Source organism: Pseudarthrobacter sp. C1 (assembly GCF_034720455.1).
Classification (GTDB): Bacteria; Actinomycetota; Actinomycetes; order Actinomycetales; family Micrococcaceae; genus Arthrobacter.
The window spans coordinates 157,630-179,582 of record NZ_JAYESK010000008.1; the positions used below are offsets into that span (position 1 = coordinate 157,630).

At 68.0% G+C, this 21,953-nt stretch carries 18 protein-coding genes and 3 tRNA genes; 8 read left to right on the forward strand and 13 right to left on the reverse strand.

Annotated elements, in window-relative coordinates:
• Positions 1 to 59 precede the first annotated feature (59 nt).
• The 3 genes from U7114_RS14615 to U7114_RS14625 all read right to left on the reverse strand — a co-directional run bounded on the left by U7114_RS14615 (position 60) and on the right by U7114_RS14625 (position 421).
• Positions 60 to 135, reverse strand: a tRNA-Phe gene (locus tag U7114_RS14615).
• A 48-nt stretch (positions 136 to 183) separates the two neighbouring features.
• A tRNA-Asp gene (locus U7114_RS14620) sits at positions 184 to 257 on the reverse strand.
• A 91-nt stretch (positions 258 to 348) separates the two neighbouring features.
• Positions 349 to 421: transfer RNA gene (locus U7114_RS14625), tRNA-Glu, on the reverse strand.
• A 164-nt stretch (positions 422 to 585) separates the two neighbouring features.
• Between U7114_RS14625 and U7114_RS14630 the strand changes: the two genes are divergently transcribed.
• On the forward strand, positions 586 to 1,632 hold the full coding sequence (locus U7114_RS14630) for a PHP domain-containing protein (protein WP_323057755.1): 1,047 nt from the start codon (positions 586 to 588) through the stop codon (positions 1,630 to 1,632).
• A gap of 17 nt (positions 1,633 to 1,649) precedes the next feature.
• On the opposite strand, the gene U7114_RS14635 is transcribed toward U7114_RS14630, so the two are convergent.
• Complete coding sequence (locus tag U7114_RS14635; RefSeq protein WP_323057756.1) at positions 1,650 to 2,333, reverse strand: DsbA family protein; 684 nt, start codon at positions 2,331 to 2,333, stop codon at positions 1,650 to 1,652.
• 127 nt (positions 2,334 to 2,460) lie between these two features.
• Between U7114_RS14635 and U7114_RS14640 the strand changes: the two genes are divergently transcribed.
• From U7114_RS14640 to U7114_RS14655, 4 genes are all read left to right on the forward strand, one after another.
• Positions 2,461 to 3,444, forward strand: a complete 984-nt coding sequence (locus tag U7114_RS14640; RefSeq protein WP_323057757.1) for a DMT family transporter — start codon at positions 2,461 to 2,463, stop codon at positions 3,442 to 3,444.
• A gap of 9 nt (positions 3,445 to 3,453) precedes the next feature.
• Positions 3,454 to 3,882 (forward strand): metallopeptidase family protein, encoded by a 429-nt coding sequence (locus U7114_RS14645; protein ID WP_157239432.1) that lies wholly within the window; start codon positions 3,454 to 3,456, stop codon positions 3,880 to 3,882.
• A gap of 10 nt (positions 3,883 to 3,892) precedes the next feature.
• The gene (locus U7114_RS14650; protein WP_157239434.1) at positions 3,893 to 4,813 is read left to right on the forward strand and encodes a cation diffusion facilitator family transporter; all 921 of its coding nucleotides are present in this window, start codon (positions 3,893 to 3,895) and stop codon (positions 4,811 to 4,813) included.
• A gap of 213 nt (positions 4,814 to 5,026) precedes the next feature.
• Entirely contained in the window at positions 5,027 to 6,511 is a 1,485-nt protein-coding gene (locus U7114_RS14655) for a C40 family peptidase (protein ID WP_323057758.1), read from the forward strand.
• 26 nt (positions 6,512 to 6,537) lie between these two features.
• Here U7114_RS14655 and U7114_RS14660 read toward each other — a convergent pair whose 3' ends face one another.
• From U7114_RS14660 to U7114_RS14680, 5 genes are read right to left on the reverse strand one after another with little or no spacing between them, the layout of a single operon-like run.
• Positions 6,538 to 7,434, reverse strand: coding sequence for an ABC transporter permease (locus tag U7114_RS14660; RefSeq protein ID WP_323057759.1), 897 nt, complete (start codon positions 7,432 to 7,434; stop codon positions 6,538 to 6,540).
• Positions 7,421 to 8,356, reverse strand: a complete 936-nt coding sequence (locus U7114_RS14665) for an ABC transporter ATP-binding protein (protein WP_416235558.1) — start codon at positions 8,354 to 8,356, stop codon at positions 7,421 to 7,423. The genes U7114_RS14660 and U7114_RS14665 overlap by 14 nt, the downstream gene beginning before the upstream one ends.
• A gap of 59 nt (positions 8,357 to 8,415) precedes the next feature.
• Positions 8,416 to 9,705, reverse strand: coding sequence for a hypothetical protein (locus tag U7114_RS14670; protein WP_323057760.1), 1,290 nt, complete (start codon positions 9,703 to 9,705; stop codon positions 8,416 to 8,418).
• 57 nt (positions 9,706 to 9,762) lie between these two features.
• A complete protein-coding gene (locus U7114_RS14675; protein ID WP_323057761.1) occupies positions 9,763 to 12,549 on the reverse strand; it encodes a PEP/pyruvate-binding domain-containing protein in 2,787 nt (928 codons plus the stop codon).
• A gap of 27 nt (positions 12,550 to 12,576) precedes the next feature.
• Complete coding sequence (locus tag U7114_RS14680; RefSeq protein WP_157239440.1) at positions 12,577 to 13,608, reverse strand: universal stress protein; 1,032 nt, start codon at positions 13,606 to 13,608, stop codon at positions 12,577 to 12,579.
• Between the two features lie 424 nt (positions 13,609 to 14,032).
• On the opposite strand from U7114_RS14680, the gene U7114_RS14685 reads away from it, so the two are divergent.
• Positions 14,033 to 14,659, forward strand: coding sequence for an FAD-dependent monooxygenase (locus tag U7114_RS14685; RefSeq protein ID WP_321216333.1), 627 nt, complete (start codon positions 14,033 to 14,035; stop codon positions 14,657 to 14,659).
• A gap of 28 nt (positions 14,660 to 14,687) precedes the next feature.
• Here the strand turns inward: U7114_RS14685 and U7114_RS14690 are convergent, their stop codons facing one another.
• Complete coding sequence (locus U7114_RS14690; RefSeq protein ID WP_323057762.1) at positions 14,688 to 15,326, reverse strand: copper resistance CopC family protein; 639 nt, start codon at positions 15,324 to 15,326, stop codon at positions 14,688 to 14,690.
• A 110-nt stretch (positions 15,327 to 15,436) separates the two neighbouring features.
• Between U7114_RS14690 and U7114_RS14695 the strand changes: the two genes are divergently transcribed.
• Positions 15,437 to 16,876, forward strand: a complete 1,440-nt coding sequence (locus U7114_RS14695; protein ID WP_157239444.1) for an NCS2 family permease — start codon at positions 15,437 to 15,439, stop codon at positions 16,874 to 16,876.
• A 50-nt stretch (positions 16,877 to 16,926) separates the two neighbouring features.
• Here the strand turns inward: U7114_RS14695 and U7114_RS14700 are convergent, their stop codons facing one another.
• Positions 16,927 to 18,231: a cation:proton antiporter gene (locus U7114_RS14700; protein ID WP_323057763.1), complete on the reverse strand. Its 1,305-nt coding sequence runs from the start codon at positions 18,229 to 18,231 to the stop codon at positions 16,927 to 16,929.
• Positions 18,232 to 18,410: 179 nt separating this feature from the next.
• On the opposite strand from U7114_RS14700, the gene hutG reads away from it, so the two are divergent.
• The gene (hutG, locus tag U7114_RS14705) at positions 18,411 to 19,385 is read left to right on the forward strand and encodes a formimidoylglutamase (RefSeq protein WP_323057764.1); all 975 of its coding nucleotides are present in this window, start codon (positions 18,411 to 18,413) and stop codon (positions 19,383 to 19,385) included.
• Positions 19,386 to 19,409: 24 nt separating this feature from the next.
• Here the strand turns inward: hutG and U7114_RS14710 are convergent, their stop codons facing one another.
• Positions 19,410 to 20,078: a response regulator gene (locus U7114_RS14710; protein ID WP_323057765.1), complete on the reverse strand. Its 669-nt coding sequence runs from the start codon at positions 20,076 to 20,078 to the stop codon at positions 19,410 to 19,412.
• Positions 20,075 to 21,652 (reverse strand): sensor histidine kinase, encoded by a 1,578-nt coding sequence (locus U7114_RS14715; RefSeq protein WP_323057799.1) that lies wholly within the window; start codon positions 21,650 to 21,652, stop codon positions 20,075 to 20,077. The genes U7114_RS14710 and U7114_RS14715 overlap by 4 nt, the downstream gene beginning before the upstream one ends.
• Between the last annotated feature and the right edge of the window lie 301 nt (positions 21,653 to 21,953).

Genomic DNA, 21,953 nt, shown 5'->3' on the forward strand with positions numbered 1-21,953 from the left:
CGTTAAGGGGCAGCCGTTAAGCAGAAAAGCACCAGTTCCGAAGAACTGATGCTTCCCAGTGGTGGCTCCGACCGGCGTCGATCCGGTGACCTTTCGATTTTCAGTCGAACGCTCTACCAACTGAGCTACAGAGCCTAGGTGACTAGTCACCATGAGAGCCGGAATTGCTTCCAACAATCAGAGCGACCCTGACGGGACTTGAACCCGCGACCTCCGCCGTGACAGGGCGGCGCGCTAACCAACTGCGCTACAGGGCCTTGCGTTTCTTGCTTCCGCAGTATCTCTACCGCTTTTTTCAAGGCTTCCAGCCTACCAGACATTTTCTGCCTGCCTGACCAGTTCCTTGCGTACCCCCAACGGGATTCGAACCCGTGCCGCCGCCGTGAAAGGGCGGTGTCCTAGGCCGCTAGACGATGGGGGCCAGAACCCGTTCGGAACAAAATAAAAGGCGTCAAGCGAGGCTTTCCGTCTTTGTCCTTTGCGTTTCTCCGAACTGGACTCTAAAACTATAGGGCCTAGGCAGGAATTATCCAAAATCGGCCAAAACACCGCCGCCGGGCGGGCTGGACGGGCCAAGATGGACGGATGGATCCCGTAGCAGCGCTCAACGAGATTGCCTTCTGGCTGGAGCGCGAACGCGCCGCCACCTTCAAGGTCCAGGCGTTCCGCAAGGCGGCAGCGGCCATCAGCCCGGTGCCGCCGGAGGAAGTGGCCGAGCGTGCGCGCAACGGCCGGCTGAAGTCGATGAAGGGCATCGGCGACCGGACGTACCAGGTGATCCGGCAGGCGGTAGAGGGAGAGGTCCCGGACTATCTCGCCGACCTCCGCGAGAAGGGCGCCCGGCCGCTGGCTTCCGCCGGGGCCTCCATCCGGGACGCCCTGCGGGGCGACCTGCACAGCCACAGTGAATGGTCCGACGGCGGCTCCCCGATCGAGCTGATGGTGGCGGCCGCCGGGGTGCTGGGCAGGGAATACCTTGCCCTGACGGACCACTCCCCCAACCTCACTATCGCGAACGGGCTCTCGGCGGAGCGCCTCCTGCAGCAACTGGACGTGGTGGACGCGATCAACGACGGCATCCGCACCGCGGTCGATGAGGCCCGGGCGGCGGACCCAGTGCGGTTGCTGGCCGGCATCGAGGTGGACATCCTGGAGTCCGGGGACCTGGACCAGGAACCGGAGCTGCTGGACCGCCTGGACATCGTGGTGGCCAGCGTCCATTCAAAGCTCCGCGCGGACAGCCGGACCATGACCCGGCGGATGCTCGGCGGCATCCAGGATCCGCACACCAACATCCTTGGCCACTGCACGGGGCGCCTCGTCGAGGGGTCCCGGGGGACGCGGCCGCCGTCGGACTTCGATGCCAAGGAGGTGTTCGCCGCCTGCGCTGAACACAACGTGGCAGTCGAGATCAACTCACGGCCGGAACGGCAGGATCCGCCGGACGCGCTGATCCAGCTGGCGCTCGAGGCCGGCTGCTTGTTCTCGATCGACAGCGATGCCCACGCGCCGGGCCAGCTGGATTTCCTGCAGTACGGCGCGGAGCGTGCCGAGCGGAACGGGGTCCCCGCCGACCGCATCATCACCACCTGGCCGGTGGAACGCCTGCTGGAATGGGCGGGCTCACGGTAGGCCCGGCCGAGCGGGTCCTACTTGACGGCGTCCGCGAGCTTCTGCCGGAAATCGGCCTTGGTGGTGAGCGTGAGCTTTTCGCCGTCCAGGAAAAAGGTGGGCGTTCCAGTCACGCCGAGCGCCTTGCCGTCCGCAACGTCGGCCAGGATGCGCTCCTCCGTCCCGGGGTCGGCGACGGCGGCATCGAAGCGGGAAAGGTCCAGCCCCAACTGCTCGGCGTAGGTGCGGAAGAGGGGGGCCTGGGACTGCTGGTTCCCGGCCCACTGGGACTGGGTTTCGAACAGCCTGTCGGCCATCTGCTGGTACTGCCCCTGCTGGCCGGCGGCCTCGGCAGCAAGGGCCGCCTGCCCCGAATTCGGGTGGGCCGACAGGGGGAAGTGCCGGTGGACGAACGTGATCCTGTCGCCGAACTCTGCCTTGAATTCCTCCACCACCGGATGGATGGAGCCACAGGACGGGCATTCGAAATCAAGGAATTCCACGAGCTGCGCCTTCTCCACCGCCGGGCTGGTCAACCGGTGGCTGTCCGTCCGGACCAGCTGTTGGGAGCCGCCTGGCTGGGAGGCGGATTCCGGTGACTTCCCCAGCGTCAGTACCGAGTACCAGGCAGCACAGCCCGCCACGATCAGCGCGAGGACGATCCAGGTCACCTTCCTGGCAAGGCGTGCAGAATCGCGGGGTGGAGCCGGGCTTGAGACCATAAACCGCATCCTAGCCGAGGCGCCGTGTCGCGGGGCTGCACGGCTGCCCGCCTTTTTGGCAGGAAGTTGCCCAGACATGGCCGATTTCCGCCAGCCAGTGCTGCCTGCCCGCGGCTAGATTTGCTTCATGCCTTCAACCAGCCCCGCCAGCCCTGCCGCCACTGCACCTCCCCAAGCCGCCGCCGCCCGGGTGAAGGCTCTCGGAGTGGCCGCCATGGTGGTGACCGTAGTCCTTTGGGCATCGGCCTTTGTGGGTATCCGGGCGATAGGCCCACACTTTTCCCCCGGCTCCCTGACACTCGGCCGGCTGGTGATTGCCGCCGTCGTACTGGCCCTGCTGGTCCTCCCCCAACTGCTGAAGAGCAGGCTGCTGCCCCGGGGAAGGGAGTGGTGGCCCATCCTCGCCTACGGAGTGATGTGGTTCGGTGGGTACAACGTGGCGCTGAACGCCGCAGAGCACATCCTTGATGCCGGCACCAGCGCCCTGCTGATCAACGTCAACCCCATCCTGGTGGCCATCATGGCCGGCATTTTCCTCAAGGAAGGCTTCCCGCGGTGGCTGCTCATCGGGAGCCTGGTTGCCTTCGCCGGGGTGGCGTTGATCGCCTTCGGCTCCGGCCAGGCTTCCGCGCCGGGGGAACGCACGACGGCGGACGTGGCAGGCGTGCTGCTATGCCTCCTTGCCGCCGTGCTCGCCGCAGTCAGCGTCATCATCCAGAAGCCGGTGCTGCGGAAGTTTCCTGCAGCACAAGCCACCTGGTTCGGGATCCTTGTGGGCGCGGTGTGTTGCCTGCCCTTTACCGGCCAGCTCATAGCCGAGGTCCAGGCCGCGCCGCCGCAGGCAACCTGGGGCCTCGCCTACCTTGGCGTCTTTCCAACAGCGATCGCCTTCACCACCTGGGCGTACGCGCTCTCACTGGTGGATGCGGGGAAGCTGGCCGCCACCACGTACCTGGTGCCCGGAACCACCATCCTGATTTCCTGGCTGCTGCTCGGTGAAATTCCCGGCGTCCTGGGCCTGGTTGGCGGACTGGTCTGCCTGGTTGGCGTGGGTCTGACCCGGCGCAGGAGCAAGGCTGCACGCGGGGCCGGGCCGTCCGCTTCCCGCTAGAATCCAGGTATGCCAGCCAGCCTGCCGCCGGGACTGCCGACCGTTCCTGAAGGCCCCAGCGAGCCCCTTCGCTTCACCATGCCCGAGGACGAGTTCGAGGCCGCCGTCCAGGACGCCCTGGACAGCATCCCGGAGAAGCTGGCGGCCGCCATGGACAACGTGGCGGTCTTCATCGAGGACGACTACGTGCCAAAACCCGGAGAGGACCCGGACACGGTCCTGCTGGGGCTCTACGAAGGCGTGCCGCTGACCGAACGTGATTCCTGGTGGGACGCCGGCTCGCTTCCGGACAGGATCACCATCTACCGCGAACCCATCCTGGAGATCTGCTCCTCACGGGAGGACGTCATCCACGAAGTTGCGGTGACAGTGGTGCACGAAATCGCCCACCACTTCGGGATAGATGACCACCGGCTGCACGAGCTCGGCTGGGGCTAGCCTTGTAGGCATGGGACACGACCACAGCCACACCCACGGAATCACCGCGACCGGCCGGCACCGGAAACGGCTGGTGGCTGTCCTGGTGATCACGCTCGCCGTGGTCCTGGTCCAGGTGGTGGGCGCCGTCCTTTCCGGATCGTTGTCCCTGCTGGCCGATGCGGGCCATATGCTCTCTGACGCGGCGGGCGTGACAATCGCCCTGCTGGCCGCGTGGATAGCGGGACGGCCTGCCAGCGACCAGAGAACCTATGGCTACCAGCGAGCAGAGGTGCTTGCCGCACTGGCCAACGCATTGATCCTGGTGGTGATCTCCGTTGTCATCTTCACCGAAGCGGTGCGCCGGATCGGCGCGGCGCCGGAAGTGCAGACCAACATCATGCTTTTCGCCGCCATCCTCGGCGCGGCAGCAAACGTGGCCTCCCTCCTGATCCTGCACGGCGCCCACCAGGAGAGCCTCAACGTGCGCGGCGCCTACCTGGAAGTGCTGGGTGACCTGCTGGGATCCTTCGCTGTCATTGCTGCCGCCGTGGTGATCATGGTGACCGGCTTCCAGGCCGCGGACACCATCGCTTCCGTGGTGATCGCCCTGCTGATCCTGCCTCGGGCCTGGTCCCTGCTCCGCGACGTGGTGGATGTGCTTCTGGAGGCCAGCCCCAAGGGGGTGGAAGTACAGATGATCCGTGAGCACATCCTTTCCGTCGAAGGCGTCACGGACGTGCACGACATCCACATCTGGACCATCACATCCGGCGTTCCGGTCTTTTCCGCGCATGTGGTGGTGGAGGACGGGGTGCTCAACGCACGCGGCGCGGACCAGCTTCTGGACAAGCTGGTCACCTGCCTGGGCTCGCACTTCGACACGGACCACTGCACCTTCCAGCTGGAACCCGCCACGCATTCCGAGCACGAGGCCCATCAGCACGCCTAGCCAAGCCATGCCGCCGGGTTAACCGGAACGTCCGACGCGACACGCCGTTCCGCGGGTCCGGTCAAATGACACTGATGTGTTTTATGTTAGTGATGTGACTCTTGTTGCCAAAGTGCAAGGGGTCGCGTAACCTCGGACTGCTGGCGGGCATCAGAGGGGCACTGTTGTGCCTCCACCAGGACCTCCAGCCCTACCGCTTCGAGGTTCCTGCAGATGGTTTCAAACAATTCCTTTCGCAAGTCGCTGCGCACTACCCTGGGCAAGTCCGCCGTGGTTTGTGCCGCCGTCGTGATGGTGGGGACTGCGGCAGCGCCCGCAGGCGCGCTGCCCGCCCCGCAACGGCCCTCTTTTTCCATCCCGGCCTCGCCGGAAGTCCCCTCGGCGGACGACATCGCCGCAGCGAAATCAAACGAGGCCGCCGCCGCGGACCAGGTGGCAGTGATCGAACGGATCCTTGGCTCCGCCGCTGAGTCCCGGCAGGCCGCTTTTGCCGTGGCGATGCAGGCCAACAACGCTTACAGCGAAGCCCTTGTGGAGCTGCAGCAGCGCAGCTCCACAGCGGCAGCGGCGTCAGCCAGGGCTGCGACGGCGCAGGGGCAGCAGGACAAAACCCGCAGGCAGGTGGGGCAGCTGGCCGGCGACCTCTACCGCAACGGCGGCCTGAACCCCACGCTTGGCACGCTGGCCAGCGGCGGCGGAGAAACCCTTCAGCAGGCAGCCACCCTCCAGGCGCTCTCGGCCAGCCGGAGCCGGGCCTTTGAGGCTGCAGACGCCGCCGCCGAAGCAACACGTTCCCTGACCGCGGCAGCAGAAGAAGCCACAAAGGCCGCGGACGAGGCAGCCCGAACAGCCGAAACCCGGAAGTCCCAGGCTGACGAAGCCAACGCAGCCTCCGCCAAGGCAGTGGCGGACGCCAAGGCACAGCGCACTGTCCTGGTGGACCAGCTGGCCCAACTCCGGAACACCACTGTGGCACTGGAATCGGCCCGGGTGGACGCCCTGGACCGGCAACGGGAAGAGGCCCGGCTGGCGGCACTGGCGGCTTCGGCCGAAAAAGCGGCGGCAGAGGCGGCAGCCCCGGAGCAGCGGACCACCGCGGGCGACCGGCCTGCCGCTGCAGCACCGGCGGCACCGGCACTTCCCGCTCCCGCGGCTCCCCCGCCCGCGGCGGCTCCAGCGCCAGCGCCGGCGCCCGCCCCGCCCGCCCCGCCCGCTGCGCCGGCTCCAGCGCCTGCGCCCGCCCCGCCTGCTGCACCGGCGCCCGCCCCGGCTCCAGCCCCCGCGGTGCCCGCCCCCGCCCCGGCACCCGCCCCGTCCCTTGGCGGAGGAACCTATGAGGCGGCCATCTCGGCCGCCCTGGGGAAGGTAGGCGCGCCCTACTATTACCAATGGGGCGGAACCGGCCCCTACGGTTTTGACTGCTCAGGCCTGGTGCAGGCGGCGTTCGCCGCCGCCGGAAAGAACCTTCCGCGCACGGCCGCGCAGCAGTACGCATCCGCCTCCACGCACGTACCCCTCTCCCAGGCACGGCGCGGGGACCTGCTGGTGTGGGGCTCGCCGTCGAACTTCTACCATGTAGCCATTTACCTGGGGAACGGGCAGGTGGTCCACGCGCTGAACCCGCAGGAGGGCATCGGGGTGACCCAGCTCAGCGCCATGGCCGGGATGCAGCTCTACCCGTACGCCGCGCGCTACTAGGCCGGCCGCCACCAAAGGCGCGCAGTTCAGCTCAGGACGTCCTTGGTGACGAACCGGCCGTAGGCGAGCGCGCCGAACACGGCCACGTATCCCGCCTGCAGCAGTGCGTTGCTGGCGAACGAGTCCCACAGTACGGGCTGGCGGAGCAGGTCCCCGAAGCCCAGCCAGTAGTGGCTGAAGAGCCACGGGTGCAGCCATTCGAGCTGTGGCAGTTGGTCGAGGACCTGGGACACCACGGAGATCACCACCGTGGCGGCCATGGCACCCACCGGAACCACGGTGAGGGTGGACAGGAACAACCCAATCGCGGACAGCCCGGCCAGGGAGACAGCCAGGTATGCGGCGATCAGGAGGAGGCGGAGCGCGGCCTCCGAAGGCTGGATGACGTCCCCTGACAGCAGGGTCACCGGCCCCACAGGGAAAAGCGCTGCCCCGATGGCGGCCCCGGCAAGGGCCACCGTGACCGGCGCAGTGAGGCAGAAGGCCAGCGCGCCGGCGTATTTCACCAGGAGCAGCCGGACACGGCCCGTCGGGGCAACCAGCAGGTACCTGAGCGTTCCCAGGTTTGCCTCGCCTGCGATGGTGTCGCCCGCCACCACCCCGACCGTGAGCGGCAGGAAAAGCGGGACGGACACCAGCATGGCGGTGAACGCCACGAACAGGCCGTTCTGCGTAATGCGGTCCAGGAAGGCCGAACCCCGCCCTGGGGGAACCGCCGAGGAGACCCGGACGGCCACCGCAATCAGGACCGGGATGGCGGCCAGTGCCAGCAGCAGGGCCCAGGTTCGCCGGCGCCGGAACAGCACCGCGATTTCCGAGCCGAGGAGAGACCAGCCGGCTCCGCGCGGGGGCGCCGGGGCCCCGGCGGACGTTTCCAGGTCCTGGTCCGGCACGTCCTGGTCCGGCACGCTACTGGGCAACATCGAACCCCTCCCCGGTCAAGGCGACAAACCGGTCCTCGAGGCTCTCCCGTTCCACCGCAAAGCCGCGGACCCGGACGCCCGCCTGCACCAGCGCGGCCACCAGCTCCTCCGGGGCAGGGTGTGCCGCTCCGATGCCGTTGCGGGCAAGGTCGGCCGTCAGCACCTGCCCGTCCGGCTGGGGCGGTCCTTCCTCCGGGGCCAGCCCCAGCCGGACCAGGACGGTGGATGCCTGGCCCGCGTCCGGGGTCACCAGGCGCATGCGCGAACTGCCTGACCGGCGCAGGTCCGAAAGGGGACCCTGGGCAACGAGCCTGCCCGCACTCATGACGGCGGCATGGGTACAGATCTGTTCCACCTCGGCCAGCAGGTGGCTGGAGACGAAAACGGTGGTTCCGTCAGCTGCCAGGGACCGTACCAGGTTCCGCACTTCCCGTGTGCCCTGTGGGTCCAGGCCGTTGGTGGGCTCATCCAGCACCAGCAGTTCGCGGGGCGACAGCAGGGCGTTGGCGATCCCCAGCCGTTGTTTCATGCCCAGCGAATAGGCATGGACACGCTTGCCGGCGGCATGGCTGAGCCCTACCCGTTTCAGCGCCGTGCCCACCCTTGCCTTTCGCGTTGCGGGGTCGGCGTGCCGGCCTGCGGCATCGAGCCGGTGCAGGTTCGCCGTTCCGGACAGGAACGGGTAGAAGGCCGGCCCCTCCACGAGCGCCCCAACGCGCGGCAGGACATCCTGGAAACTGCCCGGCATCTCCTTTCCGAGCAGTTTGACCGTGCCGGCGGAAGCGGCCGCGAGGCCCAGCAGCATCCGTATGGTGGTTGTCTTTCCGGAGCCATTGGGCCCCAGGAAGCCAAAGACGGCACCAGGCGGCACGGCAAGATCCAGGCTGTCCACGGCTACCTGCTGGCCGAAATGCTTTGTCAATCCCCGTGTTTCGATGGTCAGGCCGTACGCCCAGGGTCCACGAAGCCCTGATGCGCCCGTCACGGGGCCGAGGATGCGGCTTGCAGTGTGCCCGCCGGAACCATGCCCGCATAGATGCGGCCGTCGTCGGTGAGCAGGACGGTGAACAGTGCAGTGGAGAGCACCCGCCCGCCAGGAACAACGACGGCGGCCTGGGCCAGCACCGGATTCTGCGCCAGCACCTGGCTAAGGGTTGTTCCGGCTTCGGTTCCTGCCGGAAGTTTCACCACGGTCTCCCAGCCCGACCCCGTCAGGTAGGGCCGGGCCTTGCCCTGGACATCGGCGGCGAGCTGGTCCGGGGTGAGGCGCATTCCGGGGTTGCCGGGCAACCCGGAGCTGAGTGGCCAGCGCGTGGGATGCGGGGGCTGCAGTTCCTTCACCGTGCTGCCCGGCGGCGGGACGAAGCTGAAGAGGGCGTCATCAGGGGCTTCCAGGGAGAGGCTGGTGAATCCGGCGCTGAACGCCGGCGCCTCCGCGCCGCGCGCGGTGACCTTCACGGAGAGCGGCATGCCGTTCTCCCCGTCGACGGCGATGGCTACCTTGCCAACAAGTGTTCCCTCCGTGCGCGGCTCGAGGACGAGGTTGTATGCGCGCCGGCCTGCAACGTTGAGGTCAGGGCCGATTGTCACGGCAGTTGAGCTGTCCGCCGCGGCAAGGAATTTCCCTGCCAGTTCCTGGGGTGTTTTCGGAACGGGCATCCCGTCCGGGACATGATCAGTGGGGGAAGTGCCAGGAAGCTGATGGCCAGGGTCCATCATCGGCAGGTCGCTGGCATGGGCCGGCAGTGCCAGGTGCGCCGCAGTATTGTCCTTGGACGAGTAGAACCAGACGTCACTGCCGCGCCGGATGATGTCCCGTTCCGCGAGCCGGTCCACTACCTGGACGCGTGCTTTGTCCTTGCCGTCCACGAAGACCCGTGCAGTGTGGCGGCCGGTAAGGAACTCGATCGCGGACGCTGCCCCGCCGGCCGAGGCGGGCCCGCCGGCCGAGGCGGGCCCGGACGCGGGACCGGTTGCCGGCAACTCCGGCAGCCCCAGGTCCGAGGACTGTTCCAGTGTGCCCGAAAAAGTGTGCGCGGTGTGGGAACCGAGCAGGGCGATCACTTCGGCCGGGGTCTTCTCAGGAAGGGGATCGCCGGCCCGTGCCGGGAAGGATCCCACCAGCACCCCAGCCGCGATCACTGCAGGGACGGCCGCGGCAGGAACCCAGCGCAGAACGGACCGGTTCATGCCGCGTCCCGCGACCTCGCCGCGTCCGGGTAGCGCATACCGGCCGCTCATTGTCCGGCCGTCTCCGTCCTTGGAGCCCATAATCCAAGGGTACGCCTCAGGAACGCTCCCTACACGTGCCGGGCGGCCCGCAGGGGGCTAGGCGGGCACGACGGTTCCAGCGCCGCCGTCGACCGTTATTCTTTGTCCGGTGGCGAGCCGCGAGGTGGCCTCCGCAACCCCCACCACGGCGGGAATGCCGTACTCCCGGGCCACCACGGCACCGTGCGAGTTGGGCCCGCCCATTTCCATCACCAGGCCGCCGGCAGTCAGGAACAAGGGGGTCCATCCGGGGTCGGTGGACGGCGCCACCAGGATCTCCCCGGGTTCAAGGCGGGCACCCATGGGGTCCAAAATTACCCGGGCGGGACCGGTGGCCGAGCCCGCTGATGCGGGGCTGCCGGACAGCGCGCCGTTCCCGGCCCCGGCGGCCGCTCCGGCAGCCGCAGCATGGAGTACTTCGGGCTCGGTTCCGTCCGAAAGCAGGACCCTGGGGACGTGCCGCCGGCCAAGTTCGCCGGCGTAGGCGGCGCGCCGTTCCAGGACGAGTCCGGGCAGCTTTCGCGGCTGGCTGGCTGCATTCGCGTCCCCGCTGTCCAGGGCACGCCGGACTTCCTCGAAATCGAGGAAGAAGACATCGTCCGGGTGCTCCAACTGGCCGGCGGATGCCAGCACAGCTCCCACGTGGGCCACCTGCCTGCGTACTTCGGCGAGGCCCAGGACCAGCTGGTACTTGGGCAGTTCCCGCAGCCCGGCGAAGAGCCTGGTGCGGCGCAGTGCGGCAGCAACCAGCAGCGCGCGCACCCTGCCGCGGCTCCGGGCCTCGGCAACCAGGCGCTCCACCTGGGCCTCTGCCTCGGCGCTCGCCCTGCTGAACTGCACGTCCGGCGCCATGCCGGGATCAGTGAGGCGCAGGTAGTTGGCAAGGACACCCAGGATGTGCGTGGGATCATCCGACCACCGGGGCATGCCCACATCGATTTCGGCCACGGCCCGCTGCCCGTAGCGGTCGAGGAACCGCACCAGGCCCGCGTGCAGGACGACAGGGAGGTTGCCCGCCCTGAACTCCGCCGCCAGTTCGGATGGCTGCCCTTCCGCCAAGGCCGTGCGTGACTCGCGGTCGTCCCTGATTGCTGATGCAAGCCGCCACAGGTCCAGGTCCATCTCCGTGGTCACGTTCCGCGGCAGGCCCCGAAGCACCTTCTCCAGGTCCTTCCAGCGGTCCCGGCCGCCGAGGAGCTTTCCGGCCAGCCACAGCATGGCGAATCCCAACGCGGCCAAGGGCAGGATGGCGGGAACCACCGCAAAGAGCCGGCCGCCCAGGAGCCGCTCCGCATGGTCGAGCCGCTGAAGGGGTCCCGCCCCGGCCTCCAATTCGAGATCCTCGGCGAATTGCCGGGTGAAGCGGTCCAGCCGGCGCAGCGCCGCCTTGGGCCGGAACAGTCCCCGGAGCACGGCCTCGGGGACGCGGGCCCGCACCGCTGCCGGCAGGACATGGCGCAGGAGTCCGAGCGGGGTCTTGCGCGTTACCGAAAACCGGGGGTCCGCAAAGACCTGTCGCAGCACCATGGCGGACCTGGCTTCCATGACGTCGAAGACCCGTGGAAGGAGCCGCCGCCCCACGCTGCTCCTGACCGGCGTTGTGAGATCGAAGTAGAGGCGCTGGGCTGCCTCCGCATACGGTGGTGGACCGCGCCGGGGGTCCGGGACTGCGAACCCTGCGGCTTTGGCCACGGAGGAGGCAACGAGCCGCAGTGAAGCCAGGCCCATGGGAGTGAGGGGGCGGGTGAGGCCCTGGGCGAGGCTGAAGCACAAGTACACCCTGGTTCCTCCACCTCCGGACTGGCGTTCCGGCACCGGGAAAAGTGTGGTGATGGGCCTCGACTGCGTCAGCCAGAGCGCCCCGCCGGTGTCGATGGCCCATTCGGTGTCCTGCGGCGAACCGAAGTGCCTTTCAGCCTGCATGCCCAGGGCTGCAAGCCCAATGGCCTGTTCGTCGGTAAGGCTGGCTGCGTCCGCTTGGCCCGGCATGTCCCGTACCTCGGTTCCGCCGCCGGGAAGGGGCCGGGCGATGAGGCGTTTATCCCCCAGTTTCCGCTCGAGGACCCGGGACATTTCGGTGTCCACAACATAGTGGTCCGGATTGACCGCTCCGGAAACCACCGCTTCGCCGAGCCCCGGGGCAGCATCGATGACAGCTTCCCGGCGCCTGCCGGTCAGTGGATTGGCCGTGAACATCACTCCGGCGGCCCGGGCGTCAACCATCCGCTGGACCACGACGGCGAGGGCTACTTCGTGCGGCTTGATCCCCAGCGCGGCCCGGTAGGCCACTGCCCGGTCTGTCCAGAGGGATGCCCAACAGTCCCGCACGGCCTCAAGGACGGCGCCGATGTCTATGACATTCAGGTAGGTGTCCTGCTGGCCGGCGAAGCTCGCGAACGGAAGGTCCTCTGCCGTGGCGGAGGACCTTACCGCCACCGGAACCGCTTTTCCCAGCGCCTCATATGCCTGCTCGACGGCGGCAACGATCCGCGGCGGAACCGGGGTGGCGCGGATGGACTCGCGTGCTTTGCCGGCCATCCCGGCAAGTTCCGTGGTCCCGCCGGGCGTTCCCGGGGGAAGGACAGCCTGGAGCCTGCCCAGCTCTGCGAGCGCGCCGTCCTGCACGGTCCTGGTGGCCTCCCGGTAGGCCGCTGTGGTCAGGCAGAACCCGTCCGGCACGGGCAACCCGGCTGCTATCAGCTCACCGAGGTTGGCTGCCTTGCCTCCGACCTGTGGAAGCATGCTCCCGTCCACCTGGCTGAGGCGAAGGATCAAGGCAGGGGCGGTGTCCCCGGACTGTTGGCCGGGTCCCTGCCCGGCCGTTCCTGATGGGTCGGCAGCCATCGCGAAGCTCCTGGCAGCAGGATCTCGTCAGGATGAGCCGAGAACCGGTCCGAACTTGGCACGGTCCGCCAGGCGGCGGTCCTCTCGGTCCGGCACCACCATGACGGGGCCCTTGGCATGGTGGAGTATGCCGTCGGACGTTGAGCCCAGGAGCATCCCCGTGAAGCCGCCCCGGCCGCGGGTACCCACAACCACAAGTTCCACATGCCGGCTCTCCTCGACGAGGACGTCAACCGGCGAGCCGTCCTTCAGCTCTGATTCGGCATGGAGATTGGGGAAGTGGCTGCGCAGCCAGGCCATGCCGGCGTCCAGGGTCACCTGGATGTCGGCAAAGAGGGCCTTGCGGTCCATGGGGGCCGGCACCCATGCCAGCGAGCCGCTGTACTGCGGGACGGCGCAGACGACGCGCAGCGTGGCGCCCATGCGTTCTGCCTCCTCTGCCGCCTCCAGGACGGCCACCCGTGCCTGCTCCGAGCCGTCAACACCCACCACCACCACGTTCTCCACGCGCTGGTGCCCGGCTTTGGCCTGCTCGGCTTTGATGCGCCTGTCCTCGGTGGTCTCGCCCAGCCGGTCCGCGCAGATCAGCGGGACCGTCACGGTGGGGCATTTGGCGTGGGCGGGCAGGGCGCTGCTCACCGAGCCGAGGAGCCTGCCCACGAATCCGCCCCGTCCGCGGGTGCCAAACACCAGGAGCTCGGCAGTCCTGGACATCTCCAGCAGCACGCCGGAGGCATCGCCGTTCTCCACGGACGCGGTGACATCGATGTCGTAGGTGGAGATCTTGTCCAGGGCCTGCTTGGCCACCGCCTCGGCGCCCTCGCGGATCACCGAATCGTCCACGGTTGCATAGCCGCCGTCGAGGCCCGACGCGGCGAAGATCGGTACGGAGTACGCGGTGACGATATGCAGCGGACGGCGCCGGCGCCGGGCCTCGCGCGCGGCCCATACAAGCGCGCACTGGCCGTGGTCCGACCCGTCCACGCCAACAACGATTCCCTCGGGAGCAGCAGTGCTGCCGCCGTCCTGAGGGTCCGGATGCAACTCTGGTGCGCCCATGGGGCCGCCTCCTCGCGATACTGCCTGATGTTGCGGCTATTCTGCCAGAAACCGGACCGTTCCCCGCGCACCCTTACCCCGGCCTGAGCTGGGAAGAAAGGCCTGCTTCCGCTTCCCACTATTCTCCGTCGCCCCTGCCATAGCAAGCCTGTCCATGGCCCGGAAGGTCCGGTTATCCACAGGAACTCCAGGGCGTCCGGGAAAGCGCCTTCAACCGGCAGGAAAGTGTTTTCGGCTTGGGCTATCCACCGCAGGAAATGTTCTGTAGTCTTCAGGACATTGTTGGTCCGGGACGCCTACTGCCTCTTTCCGTCAGGGTGCCCGCCAACGTACTGCGGCCGGACTTTGGGGGTAACGGGACGCGCGCGGGCGAGGACGCCTGCACCTGCCGAAACTTCGAAGGAGGGAACCTGTAGTGTCAAGCATGCCTGGGAATGCCGGGACCGAGCAGACCACCACTGTGATCATTGGCACGGGCCTGTCCGGCCTTGCCGTGGCCGCCGAACTGTGCCGCCGCGGGGTGGACTCGATAGTGGTGGACGGACTGGACATCCTTGGCGCCGCACAGCCGGCCAACACAGCTTCGCTTCAACGCTGCGACGCGGCGGACTCCGTCACCCTTCGTGAACGGAACGAGATCCTGCGGCACCTGCGCAATTACGCCGCCAGCCACGCCGTGGACGTGCGGCACACTACCCGCGCCGTCCAGTTGACCATGCTGGCCGGGACTGCGACGGGAACCGCCGCTCCGCGGTGGGAAGTCCACACCCCTTCGGGCATCCTGGTGGCGGACCATATTGTCCTTACCCGCTGCGCGCACAGCCAGTTGCGGCGCATGATCAACGATTTCGGGATCGCCGTGGGCCGCAACCTCACCGCTGCCATGCGGGCAATCGGCATTTATCTGGTGGGCGTGGGCGAGCTCATCACGCCGTCGCCCAAAGAGGTCCTGCGCCAGGCCAAGACCGTGGGCCAGGCGATTTCCGCCAAAGTGCATCCGGACCGCGTTGCCTTTCCGGGCACCGGGAGCTTCGCGGCCCTGCCCTGCTAGCGCCCGCCAAGGCCCCCGCCGGCGCCCGTCAGCCCTCCTCGTCCGTGCCCGCCGTGAGCCTGCGCCGGGCGAGGACGGCAAGGGTGGCCAGCAGCCCCGCCGCGACGGCGGCGAAAATGACGATGCTCCACTGGAACGGCTCCCCCGCGTCCGCCGGGTCCGCTGGTTCGGCGGTGGTTCCGGGCCTGGCGGTCCCCATGGCGGGGGCGTTGCCAGCGGCCGGAGCGGTGGCAGGAACTGTACCGGCCGCCGTCGGACTTGCCGCCGGTGACGTGCCCGGCGCGGCGGAAGCGGCCGTAAAAACAAACGTCCCCTCGATGGGGTGCGAGTCCGAACTGACCACGCGCCATGCAACGGTGTACTGCCCGGCCGCGGCTCCCGCCCTGACCTTCCGGGACGCCACGTTGTCCACGATCTCCACGGGACCTTCTGCCCACTCGGCGCCGGCGGCGTCCTTGACGGAGATGGACGCGCCAATCCCAAGCGGGTTCTTGTTGAACGTGACCGAAACCTGTTCCGGAGGCGCGGTGACCGAGGCGCCCTGGGCGGGGCTGGTGGACTCGGCTGCATCATGCGCGGCGGCGGGACCGGCAACGCCCAGCACGGCGGCGGCGGAAACGAGGAATCCGAGCCCAAAGGTCAGGATTCGGCGGCGGACGGGACGCATGCTGGGGGGCTCCTTGTGTTGGCTTCCTTACAGACTAGGCGAAATTGCCTGCCGCCCGGCCGCCGCCCCCATAGGATTCAGGTATCCCCACAGACTCCCCCGGAGGACAAATGCTTAAGCAAGGCTCTGCCCTGGACCGGTACTTCATGGTCACCGAACGCGGTTCCAACCTTTCCCGCGAGATCCGCGGCGGCTTCGCCACATTCTTCGCCATGAGCTACATCGTGGTGCTGAACCCCCTGATCCTCTCCGGCCCGGACTCCAGCGGCACCACGTTGGGGTTCACCGCAGTCGCCGCCGTGACGGCCTTCGTGGCGGGCCTCCTCACCATCCTGATGGGCGCCTGGGCAAAGCACCCCTTCGCGCTGGCCACGGGCCTGGGCGTCAACGCCTTCGTCGCCGTCACCGTTGCCACCAATCCGGGACTGACCTGGCCGGACATGATGGGCCTGGTGGTCCTGTCCGGCGTGACCATGCTCATCCTGGTCCTCACCGGGTTCCGCACCGCCGTCTTCAAGGCAGTACCGGACGGACTCAAGACGGCCATCGTGGTGGGCATCGGGCTGTTCATCGCGCTCATCGGGCTGGTCAATGCGGGCTTCGTCCGCCGCATCCCCGACGTGGCCGGCACCACCGTGCCCGTTGGACTTGGCTTCGACGGCAAGCTCCTGGGCTGGCCCACGGCAGTGTTCGTGTTCGGCCTGGTCCTGACCATCGCCCTGGTGGTCCGGAAGGTCAAGGGCGCCATCCTGATCGGCATTATCACCTCCACCGTCATCTCCGTGCTCCTGGAGATGACCCTGCACATCGGACCAAGCTTCGACGGCAAGACCTTCAACCCGCAGGGCTGGTCCCTGGTGGCGCCCAAATTCACGGGATGGGCCGCCCCGGACCTGTCCCTGATTGGCAAGGCGAACCCCTTGGGAGCCTTTGAGCACCTCGGCTTCGTGGCAGCCACGCTGCTGGCGTTCGTGATCCTGCTCAGCATCTTCTTCGACGCCATGGGAACCATGGTGGGCCTGGCCAACGAGGCAGGCACCGTGGATGAACACGGCAACATCCCCGACGTGGACCGCGTCCTCCAGGTGGACGCCCTCGGCGCCATCGTGGGCGGCGGCGCCTCGGTGTCCTCCAACCAGATCTACGTGGAAGCCGGCGCCGGCATTGGCGAAGGCGCGCGGACGGGCATTGCCTCGATCGTTACCGGACTCCTGTTCCTGGTGGCGATGTTCTTCACCCCCCTGATCAACCTGGTGCCCTTCGAGGCCGTGGCCCCGGCTCTGGTGGTGGTGGGCTTCATGATGGTGTCCCAGGTGGGGAAGATCGACTGGCAGGACTGGGGCATTGCGATCCCGGCGTTCCTGACCTTCACGCTGATGCCGTTCACCTACTCCATCGCCAACGGCCTGGGCGCCGGGTTTATCGCCTTCGTGCTGATCCGCACCGTGCAGGGACGCGTCAAGGAGATCCACCCGCTGATGTGGGCCGTGGCGGCTGCCTTCCTGCTGTTCTTCGCCGTCGGCCCCATCGAGGCCGCCCTGGGGATGTAGCGCGGCTGCCCGGGCAGGAACCCACACCCCCCGCACGGCGCTGCGCCGACCTACACGGGGGTGTTGGGGGCCAGCCCCTCATCACCGGACACTGCGCGGGCCTTCTTCTCGCGGAGCCTGTCCAGCCTGTTCATCAGCGGTGAGGTGGTGGCGCCGTGGACCACGATCGACAGCGCCACCACCAGCCCCACGAACGCCCAGAGCCATTCCGCCTGGTCAGCGAACTTTCCTTTGCCCAGCGCATAGGACAGGTAGTACAGCGAGCCGATCCCCCGGATCCCGAAGAAGGAGAGCGCAATCCGCTCCCGCGGGCCGGTCTTGCCGCCCAGCAGCCCCACCCAGCCCGCCAGGGGGCGGATCACCAGCAGGAATGCCAGTGCCACCAGCACCTCGGCCCAGCCGATCCCTTCCAGCAGCCCGCGGGCGATCGCACCGCCCAGCAGGACCAGGATCACCACCGTCAGGAGCCGCTCCAGTTGCTCCACGTAGGAGTGCAGCACCCGGTGGTAGCCATGGGTGTGCTCGGCGGCCCGGATGGTCACAGCGCAGACAAAGACGGCGATGAAGCCATAGCCCTCCACCATCTCCGTGGCACCGTAGGTCAGGAACGTGGCGGCGAGGGCCACGAAGCCCTCGGAATGGTTGGACAGCCGCAGGCTGTCTGCGCTGGCAGAAAAGAAAATCCGTGCCAGCAACTTTCCGGTCAGGAAGCCCAGCAGCAGTCCGACGGCCAGCCGCCACAGGACGTCCACGCCGAACCACTCCGGGAACCACGCCAACGGGGATGACCCAACGATGCTGATGGCGATTGCCAGGTAGACAAAGGGAAAGGCCAGCCCGTCGTTGAGTCCTGCTTCCGAGGTGAGGCCAAAGCGCACCTCGTCCTCTTTGTCGGTTCCGTCGTCGTGGTCCGCGGGCTCACCCACCTGCACTTCGGAGGCGAGGACGGGGTCCGTGGGTGCAAGGCTTGAGGCCACCAGCAGTGCTGCACCGAGGCCCAGGCCCAGGAACCACAGCCCCAGCAGCGTGAGCCCAATGATGCAAAGAGGCATCGCGATTCCCAGCAGCCGCCAGGTGGTGGCCCAGCGTTGGCGGCCCACCGGCCGGTCCAGCGCCAGTCCGGCGCCCATCAGCGAGATGATCACGCACACTTCCGAGAGATGAAGGGCAAAGTCGCTGTGCGCCAAGGGGTCCGGGTCGGGAAGGGTGGGGATCAGGGCGAAAGCAGCCATACCCGCTCCGAGGAAGACCATCGGCATGGAAAAGGGCATGTTGCGCAGCAGCTTGGGGAGCACTGCGGCCACGAACACTGCGACGCCGGCGGCGGCAAACAGGATGTTGGGGGCTTCAAACATAAAGCTGTTCTCCGGCCTGTTTTTTGCGCCCGTTCGGCGCAGGCAAGGTGGTTCGGTCCCCGGGGAGGGACTGATCCACAATAGCCCCTGCTGCCGGCAGGCGCTGATGATCTTCGATTCCAGACAGGTCGACGGCGGCGCTGCTGGTTTTAGCTGTCCAATTACGGTGAGCTTGGGATATGACCCCTCCGATACCTGCCGTTGATGTCCCGCCCCAGCCCTGGACGGGCAGGTTCGACGGCGACGACGCCAGCCACCGCCGCTGGTGGCAGGCGATGGTTCCCTACGACGGCGGGGCGGAGGCGGGTGCGAGCGGCGAAGGCGCGGTCCACACGCCAAAACCGGCCGTCCTGCTTGGCTTCGCCAGCGATGAGGGCGTGCGCCGGAACAAGGGCCGCACCGGCGCGGCGGCCGCGCCGGCAGCCATCCGGCAGGCCCTGGGCCCCCTGGCGTTCCACCTCGACCGGACCGTGGCCGACGCAGGGGATGTTGTGGTGTCCGGCGGCGCCCTTGAAGCCGGCCAGGAACGCGCCGGCAGGGCTGTCGCTGCTTTGCTCGACGCCGGGCAACTCCCCGCGGTGCTGGGCGGCGGCCATGAAACCGCGTATGCCAGTTACCTGGGGGTCAGCTCGTCCGCCGCGGTGCAGGGCGGCCAGCGGCTTGGCATCCTGAACCTGGACGCCCATTTCGACCTGCGGGACGAGCCCGCACCCAGCTCGGGAACGCCGTTCCTCCAAATGGCCCGCGCGGAAGCCGCCGCCGGGCGCGACTTCCGCTACGCCGTCGTCGGAATTTCCGAACCCAACAACACGCGCGCCCTCTTCGATACTGCCCGGGAGCTGGGCGTCCAGTACCTGCCGGACGAGGACTGCGGGGCAGAGCGCGTCCGGGACTTCGTGGCGGGGTTCCTGGCCGGCATCGACGTGCTGTACCTGACCATCGACCTTGACGTGCTGCCGGCCGCGGTGGCGCCGGGCGTGAGTGCACCCGCAGCGTTCGGCGTGCCGCTGCCCGTCATCAGCGCAGTGTGCCGGCAGGTGGCGGGGTCGGGGAAGCTGCTGCATCTCGACATCGCCGAGCTGAACCCGGAATTTGATATCGATGGCAGGACCGCCCGGGTTGCCGCGCGGCTGCTGGACACCCTGCTGCGCTGAACCCGGCGCATCCCCGGGGCCGGGCTACCTGCCTTTCAGGACGTAACGCCGCTCCGGACGGCCCACGCCGTACTTGAGCCTGACTTCCAGCGTCCCCTCGTCGTGCAGGTATTCCAGGTAGCGGCGGGCGCTGACGCGGGAGGTTCCCAGCTGCTCCGCGACCTCGGCCGCGGAAAGGTCACCTTCGGCGGCGTTGAGGGTGGCCTCCACGAGCTTGAGCGTTTCGATGCTGCAGCCCTTGGGAAGCGGCCGCTCCGTGCGGTCCAGGCCGAAGACGCGGTTGACGTCCGACTGCTCGGCCACATCCTTGGCCGAGTCCAGGCCATGGTAGGCGCTCCGGTAGTGCTCCAGCCGCTCCTGGAGGTCCGACTGGGAAAACGGCTTGATGAGGTAGTGCACAATGCCCCCGCGGAGGGCCTTGCGGACGGTCTCCACTTCCCGGGCGGCGCTGATCACCAGCACGTCGAGCTCGGGGGCCACCTCCCGCAGCCGGTGCATGAGCTCCAGCCCGTTGATGTCCGGCAGGTGGATGTCCAGCAGCACCAGGTCCGGCTGCAGCCGTTCCGTTTCGAGCAATGCCCGTGCACCGGTGTGGGCCACGCCCACCACGGCGAAGCCCGGCGTCCGCTGGATGAAGCCGGCGTGGACCTTCGCCACCATGAAGTCGTCATCGACGATCAGCACGTTGATCATGGCTTCACTGCCCCTTTCCTCAGCCGTGCGGTGAAGACTGCTCCGTTGTCGTTGGCCACCGTGAGGTCCCCGCCGGAGCGCCGGCAGACCACCCTCGAGAGGGCCAGCCCGAATCCGCGGCCCTCGGCCGGGCCCGCCTCCTTGGTGGAAAACCCCTGGCGGAAGATGTCCTCCACGGCGTCGCCCGGAACGCCCGGTCCGGTGTCCCGCACCGTGACGATGACGTGGTCCTTGCCGTCCTCCACCAGCACCCTGACGGCGGCCTCCGGAAGTCCCGTCACGGCGTCGAACGCGTTGTCCACCAGGTTCCCCACCACCGTGGTGAGGTCGCGGGACAGTTCGTCGCTGACCGGTCCCAGGGCGGACGCCGGGTCAAGCTGCAGCGCCACTCCGCGTTCCGTGGCGAGGCTGGACTTGGCAATCAGCAGTGCGGCGAGCGCAGGGTCCTGGATCCGGCTGGTCACTTCGTCGTTCAGCCTGGTCCGGTCCACTGTGGCGCCGTTGACGAACTGCACCACGGAATCGTATTCGCCGATCTGGATCAGGCCGGAGATGACGTGCAGCTGGTTGGCGAACTCGTGGGCCTGGGCACGCAGCGTGTCCGTGGCGGTCCGGGTGGCACCGAGCTCACGTTCGAGGGAGGACAGCTCCGTCCGGTCCCGGAGGGTAGTGACCGAGCCGATGTCCCGGCCGCGGGACCGGATGGGAACACGGTTGAGCACCACCAGCCGCTCCCCCACCAGGACCAGCTGGTCCGGGTCCGGCTGCTCACGGGTCAGGACCACCTTGAGCGCCGGGTCCACGGGAAGGGATCCGAGCTTCCTGCCCACGCAGTCCGGCGGCAGCCCAAGGAGTTCCCGCGCACTGTCGTTCGCTACCGTGATGCGCTCATTGGGGTCCAGCGCCACCACGCCTTCCTTCAGGCCGTGCAGCATCGCCTCCCGGTTTTCCACCAGCCCGGTGATCTCGCTGGGCTCCATGCCCAAGGTCTGCCGCTTGACCCGGCGGGAGAGCAGCAGGGACCCCGCCACTCCCAGGACGCTGGCTACGCCGAGGTACGTCAGGAGGTTGGGGACGGCGTCGCCCAGCCGTTCAAGGGTGGACGGATAGTTGCGGCCGATGGCGGCAATCCCGATCATCTTTCCAGCATCATCGAGGACCGGAACGTGCGCGGACAGGACGGCGTTGCCGCCTTGGTCCACCACACCGGTCCAGGCGCGCCCTTCCATGACCCTGCTGGCGCCCAGTTCCAGCGGCTCCCCCAGCAGGCTCGGATCCGACGCCGCAACCACCGTGCGGTCCAGCTTCGCGAGCGTGACATGGGACGAGCCCGAGACGGTGCGAACCGACTCGGCTACAGCGGGAAGCGCTGAACCGACACGCGGCTCGGCGTCCGGCAGCAGCGCCCGCACCGCAGGATTGTTGCCGAGCGCTTCCGCGGCCGAGAGGGCCCTGCGGCCTTCAGTCCGTTCAAAGGCGGCAGCGGACTGGGCAAGCGAGATGGCCACCACCGCCACCAGCACGGCCAGGACAATCAGCAACTGCAGCACAAGGTACTGCCCGGCGAGGGACATTCCTCTTCGTCGAGTCACTGCGGGGGTTCCTTTTGTTTCTTGATGCCTGTTCCTGGTGCCGTGCGTGTTCCCGGCGCCGTGCCTGTTCCTGGCGCGCGGGCCGGCCCTGCGGCAGTAACGGGAACTATATCCCACCGGCGCCCTGGCTTCGGCGGGAGGCGCCGGCGGGGGCCGTGTACGGCGCCGAGGTGGTTGTCCGGTGGGGCGCCGGAAACGTGAACGCAATGAACTTAACTTTCTCTGCGTACACAAGAGTGAGGTCCGTCACGGCGGGCCCTAGCATCGGAAGCACAGATCAGGT

Bases quoted from the DNA above. Each gene is read 5' to 3' on its own strand.
- U7114_RS14630 (WP_323057755.1), top strand. From the start codon at position 586: ATGGATCCCGTAGCAGCGCTCAACGAGATTGCCTTCTGGCTGGAGCGC.
- U7114_RS14635 (WP_323057756.1), bottom strand. From the start codon at position 2,333: ATGGTCTCAAGCCCGGCTCCACCCCGCGATTCTGCACGCCTTGCCAGG.
- U7114_RS14640 (WP_323057757.1), top strand. From the start codon at position 2,461: ATGCCTTCAACCAGCCCCGCCAGCCCTGCCGCCACTGCACCTCCCCAA.
- U7114_RS14645 (WP_157239432.1), top strand. From the start codon at position 3,454: ATGCCAGCCAGCCTGCCGCCGGGACTGCCGACCGTTCCTGAAGGCCCC.
- U7114_RS14650 (WP_157239434.1), top strand. From the start codon at position 3,893: ATGGGACACGACCACAGCCACACCCACGGAATCACCGCGACCGGCCGG.
- U7114_RS14655 (WP_323057758.1), top strand. From the start codon at position 5,027: ATGGTTTCAAACAATTCCTTTCGCAAGTCGCTGCGCACTACCCTGGGC.
- U7114_RS14660 (WP_323057759.1), bottom strand. From the start codon at position 7,434: ATGTTGCCCAGTAGCGTGCCGGACCAGGACGTGCCGGACCAGGACCTG.
- U7114_RS14670 (WP_323057760.1), bottom strand. From the start codon at position 9,705: ATGGGCTCCAAGGACGGAGACGGCCGGACAATGAGCGGCCGGTATGCG.
- U7114_RS14675 (WP_323057761.1), bottom strand. From the start codon at position 12,549: ATGGCTGCCGACCCATCAGGAACGGCCGGGCAGGGACCCGGCCAACAG.
- U7114_RS14680 (WP_157239440.1), bottom strand. From the start codon at position 13,608: ATGGGCGCACCAGAGTTGCATCCGGACCCTCAGGACGGCGGCAGCACT.
- U7114_RS14685 (WP_321216333.1), top strand. From the start codon at position 14,033: ATGCCTGGGAATGCCGGGACCGAGCAGACCACCACTGTGATCATTGGC.
- U7114_RS14690 (WP_323057762.1), bottom strand. From the start codon at position 15,326: ATGCGTCCCGTCCGCCGCCGAATCCTGACCTTTGGGCTCGGATTCCTC.
- U7114_RS14695 (WP_157239444.1), top strand. From the start codon at position 15,437: ATGCTTAAGCAAGGCTCTGCCCTGGACCGGTACTTCATGGTCACCGAA.
- U7114_RS14700 (WP_323057763.1), bottom strand. From the start codon at position 18,231: ATGTTTGAAGCCCCCAACATCCTGTTTGCCGCCGCCGGCGTCGCAGTG.
- hutG (WP_323057764.1), top strand. From the start codon at position 18,411: ATGACCCCTCCGATACCTGCCGTTGATGTCCCGCCCCAGCCCTGGACG.
- U7114_RS14710 (WP_323057765.1), bottom strand. From the start codon at position 20,078: ATGATCAACGTGCTGATCGTCGATGACGACTTCATGGTGGCGAAGGTC.
- U7114_RS14715 (WP_323057799.1), bottom strand. From the start codon at position 21,652: ATGTCCCTCGCCGGGCAGTACCTTGTGCTGCAGTTGCTGATTGTCCTG.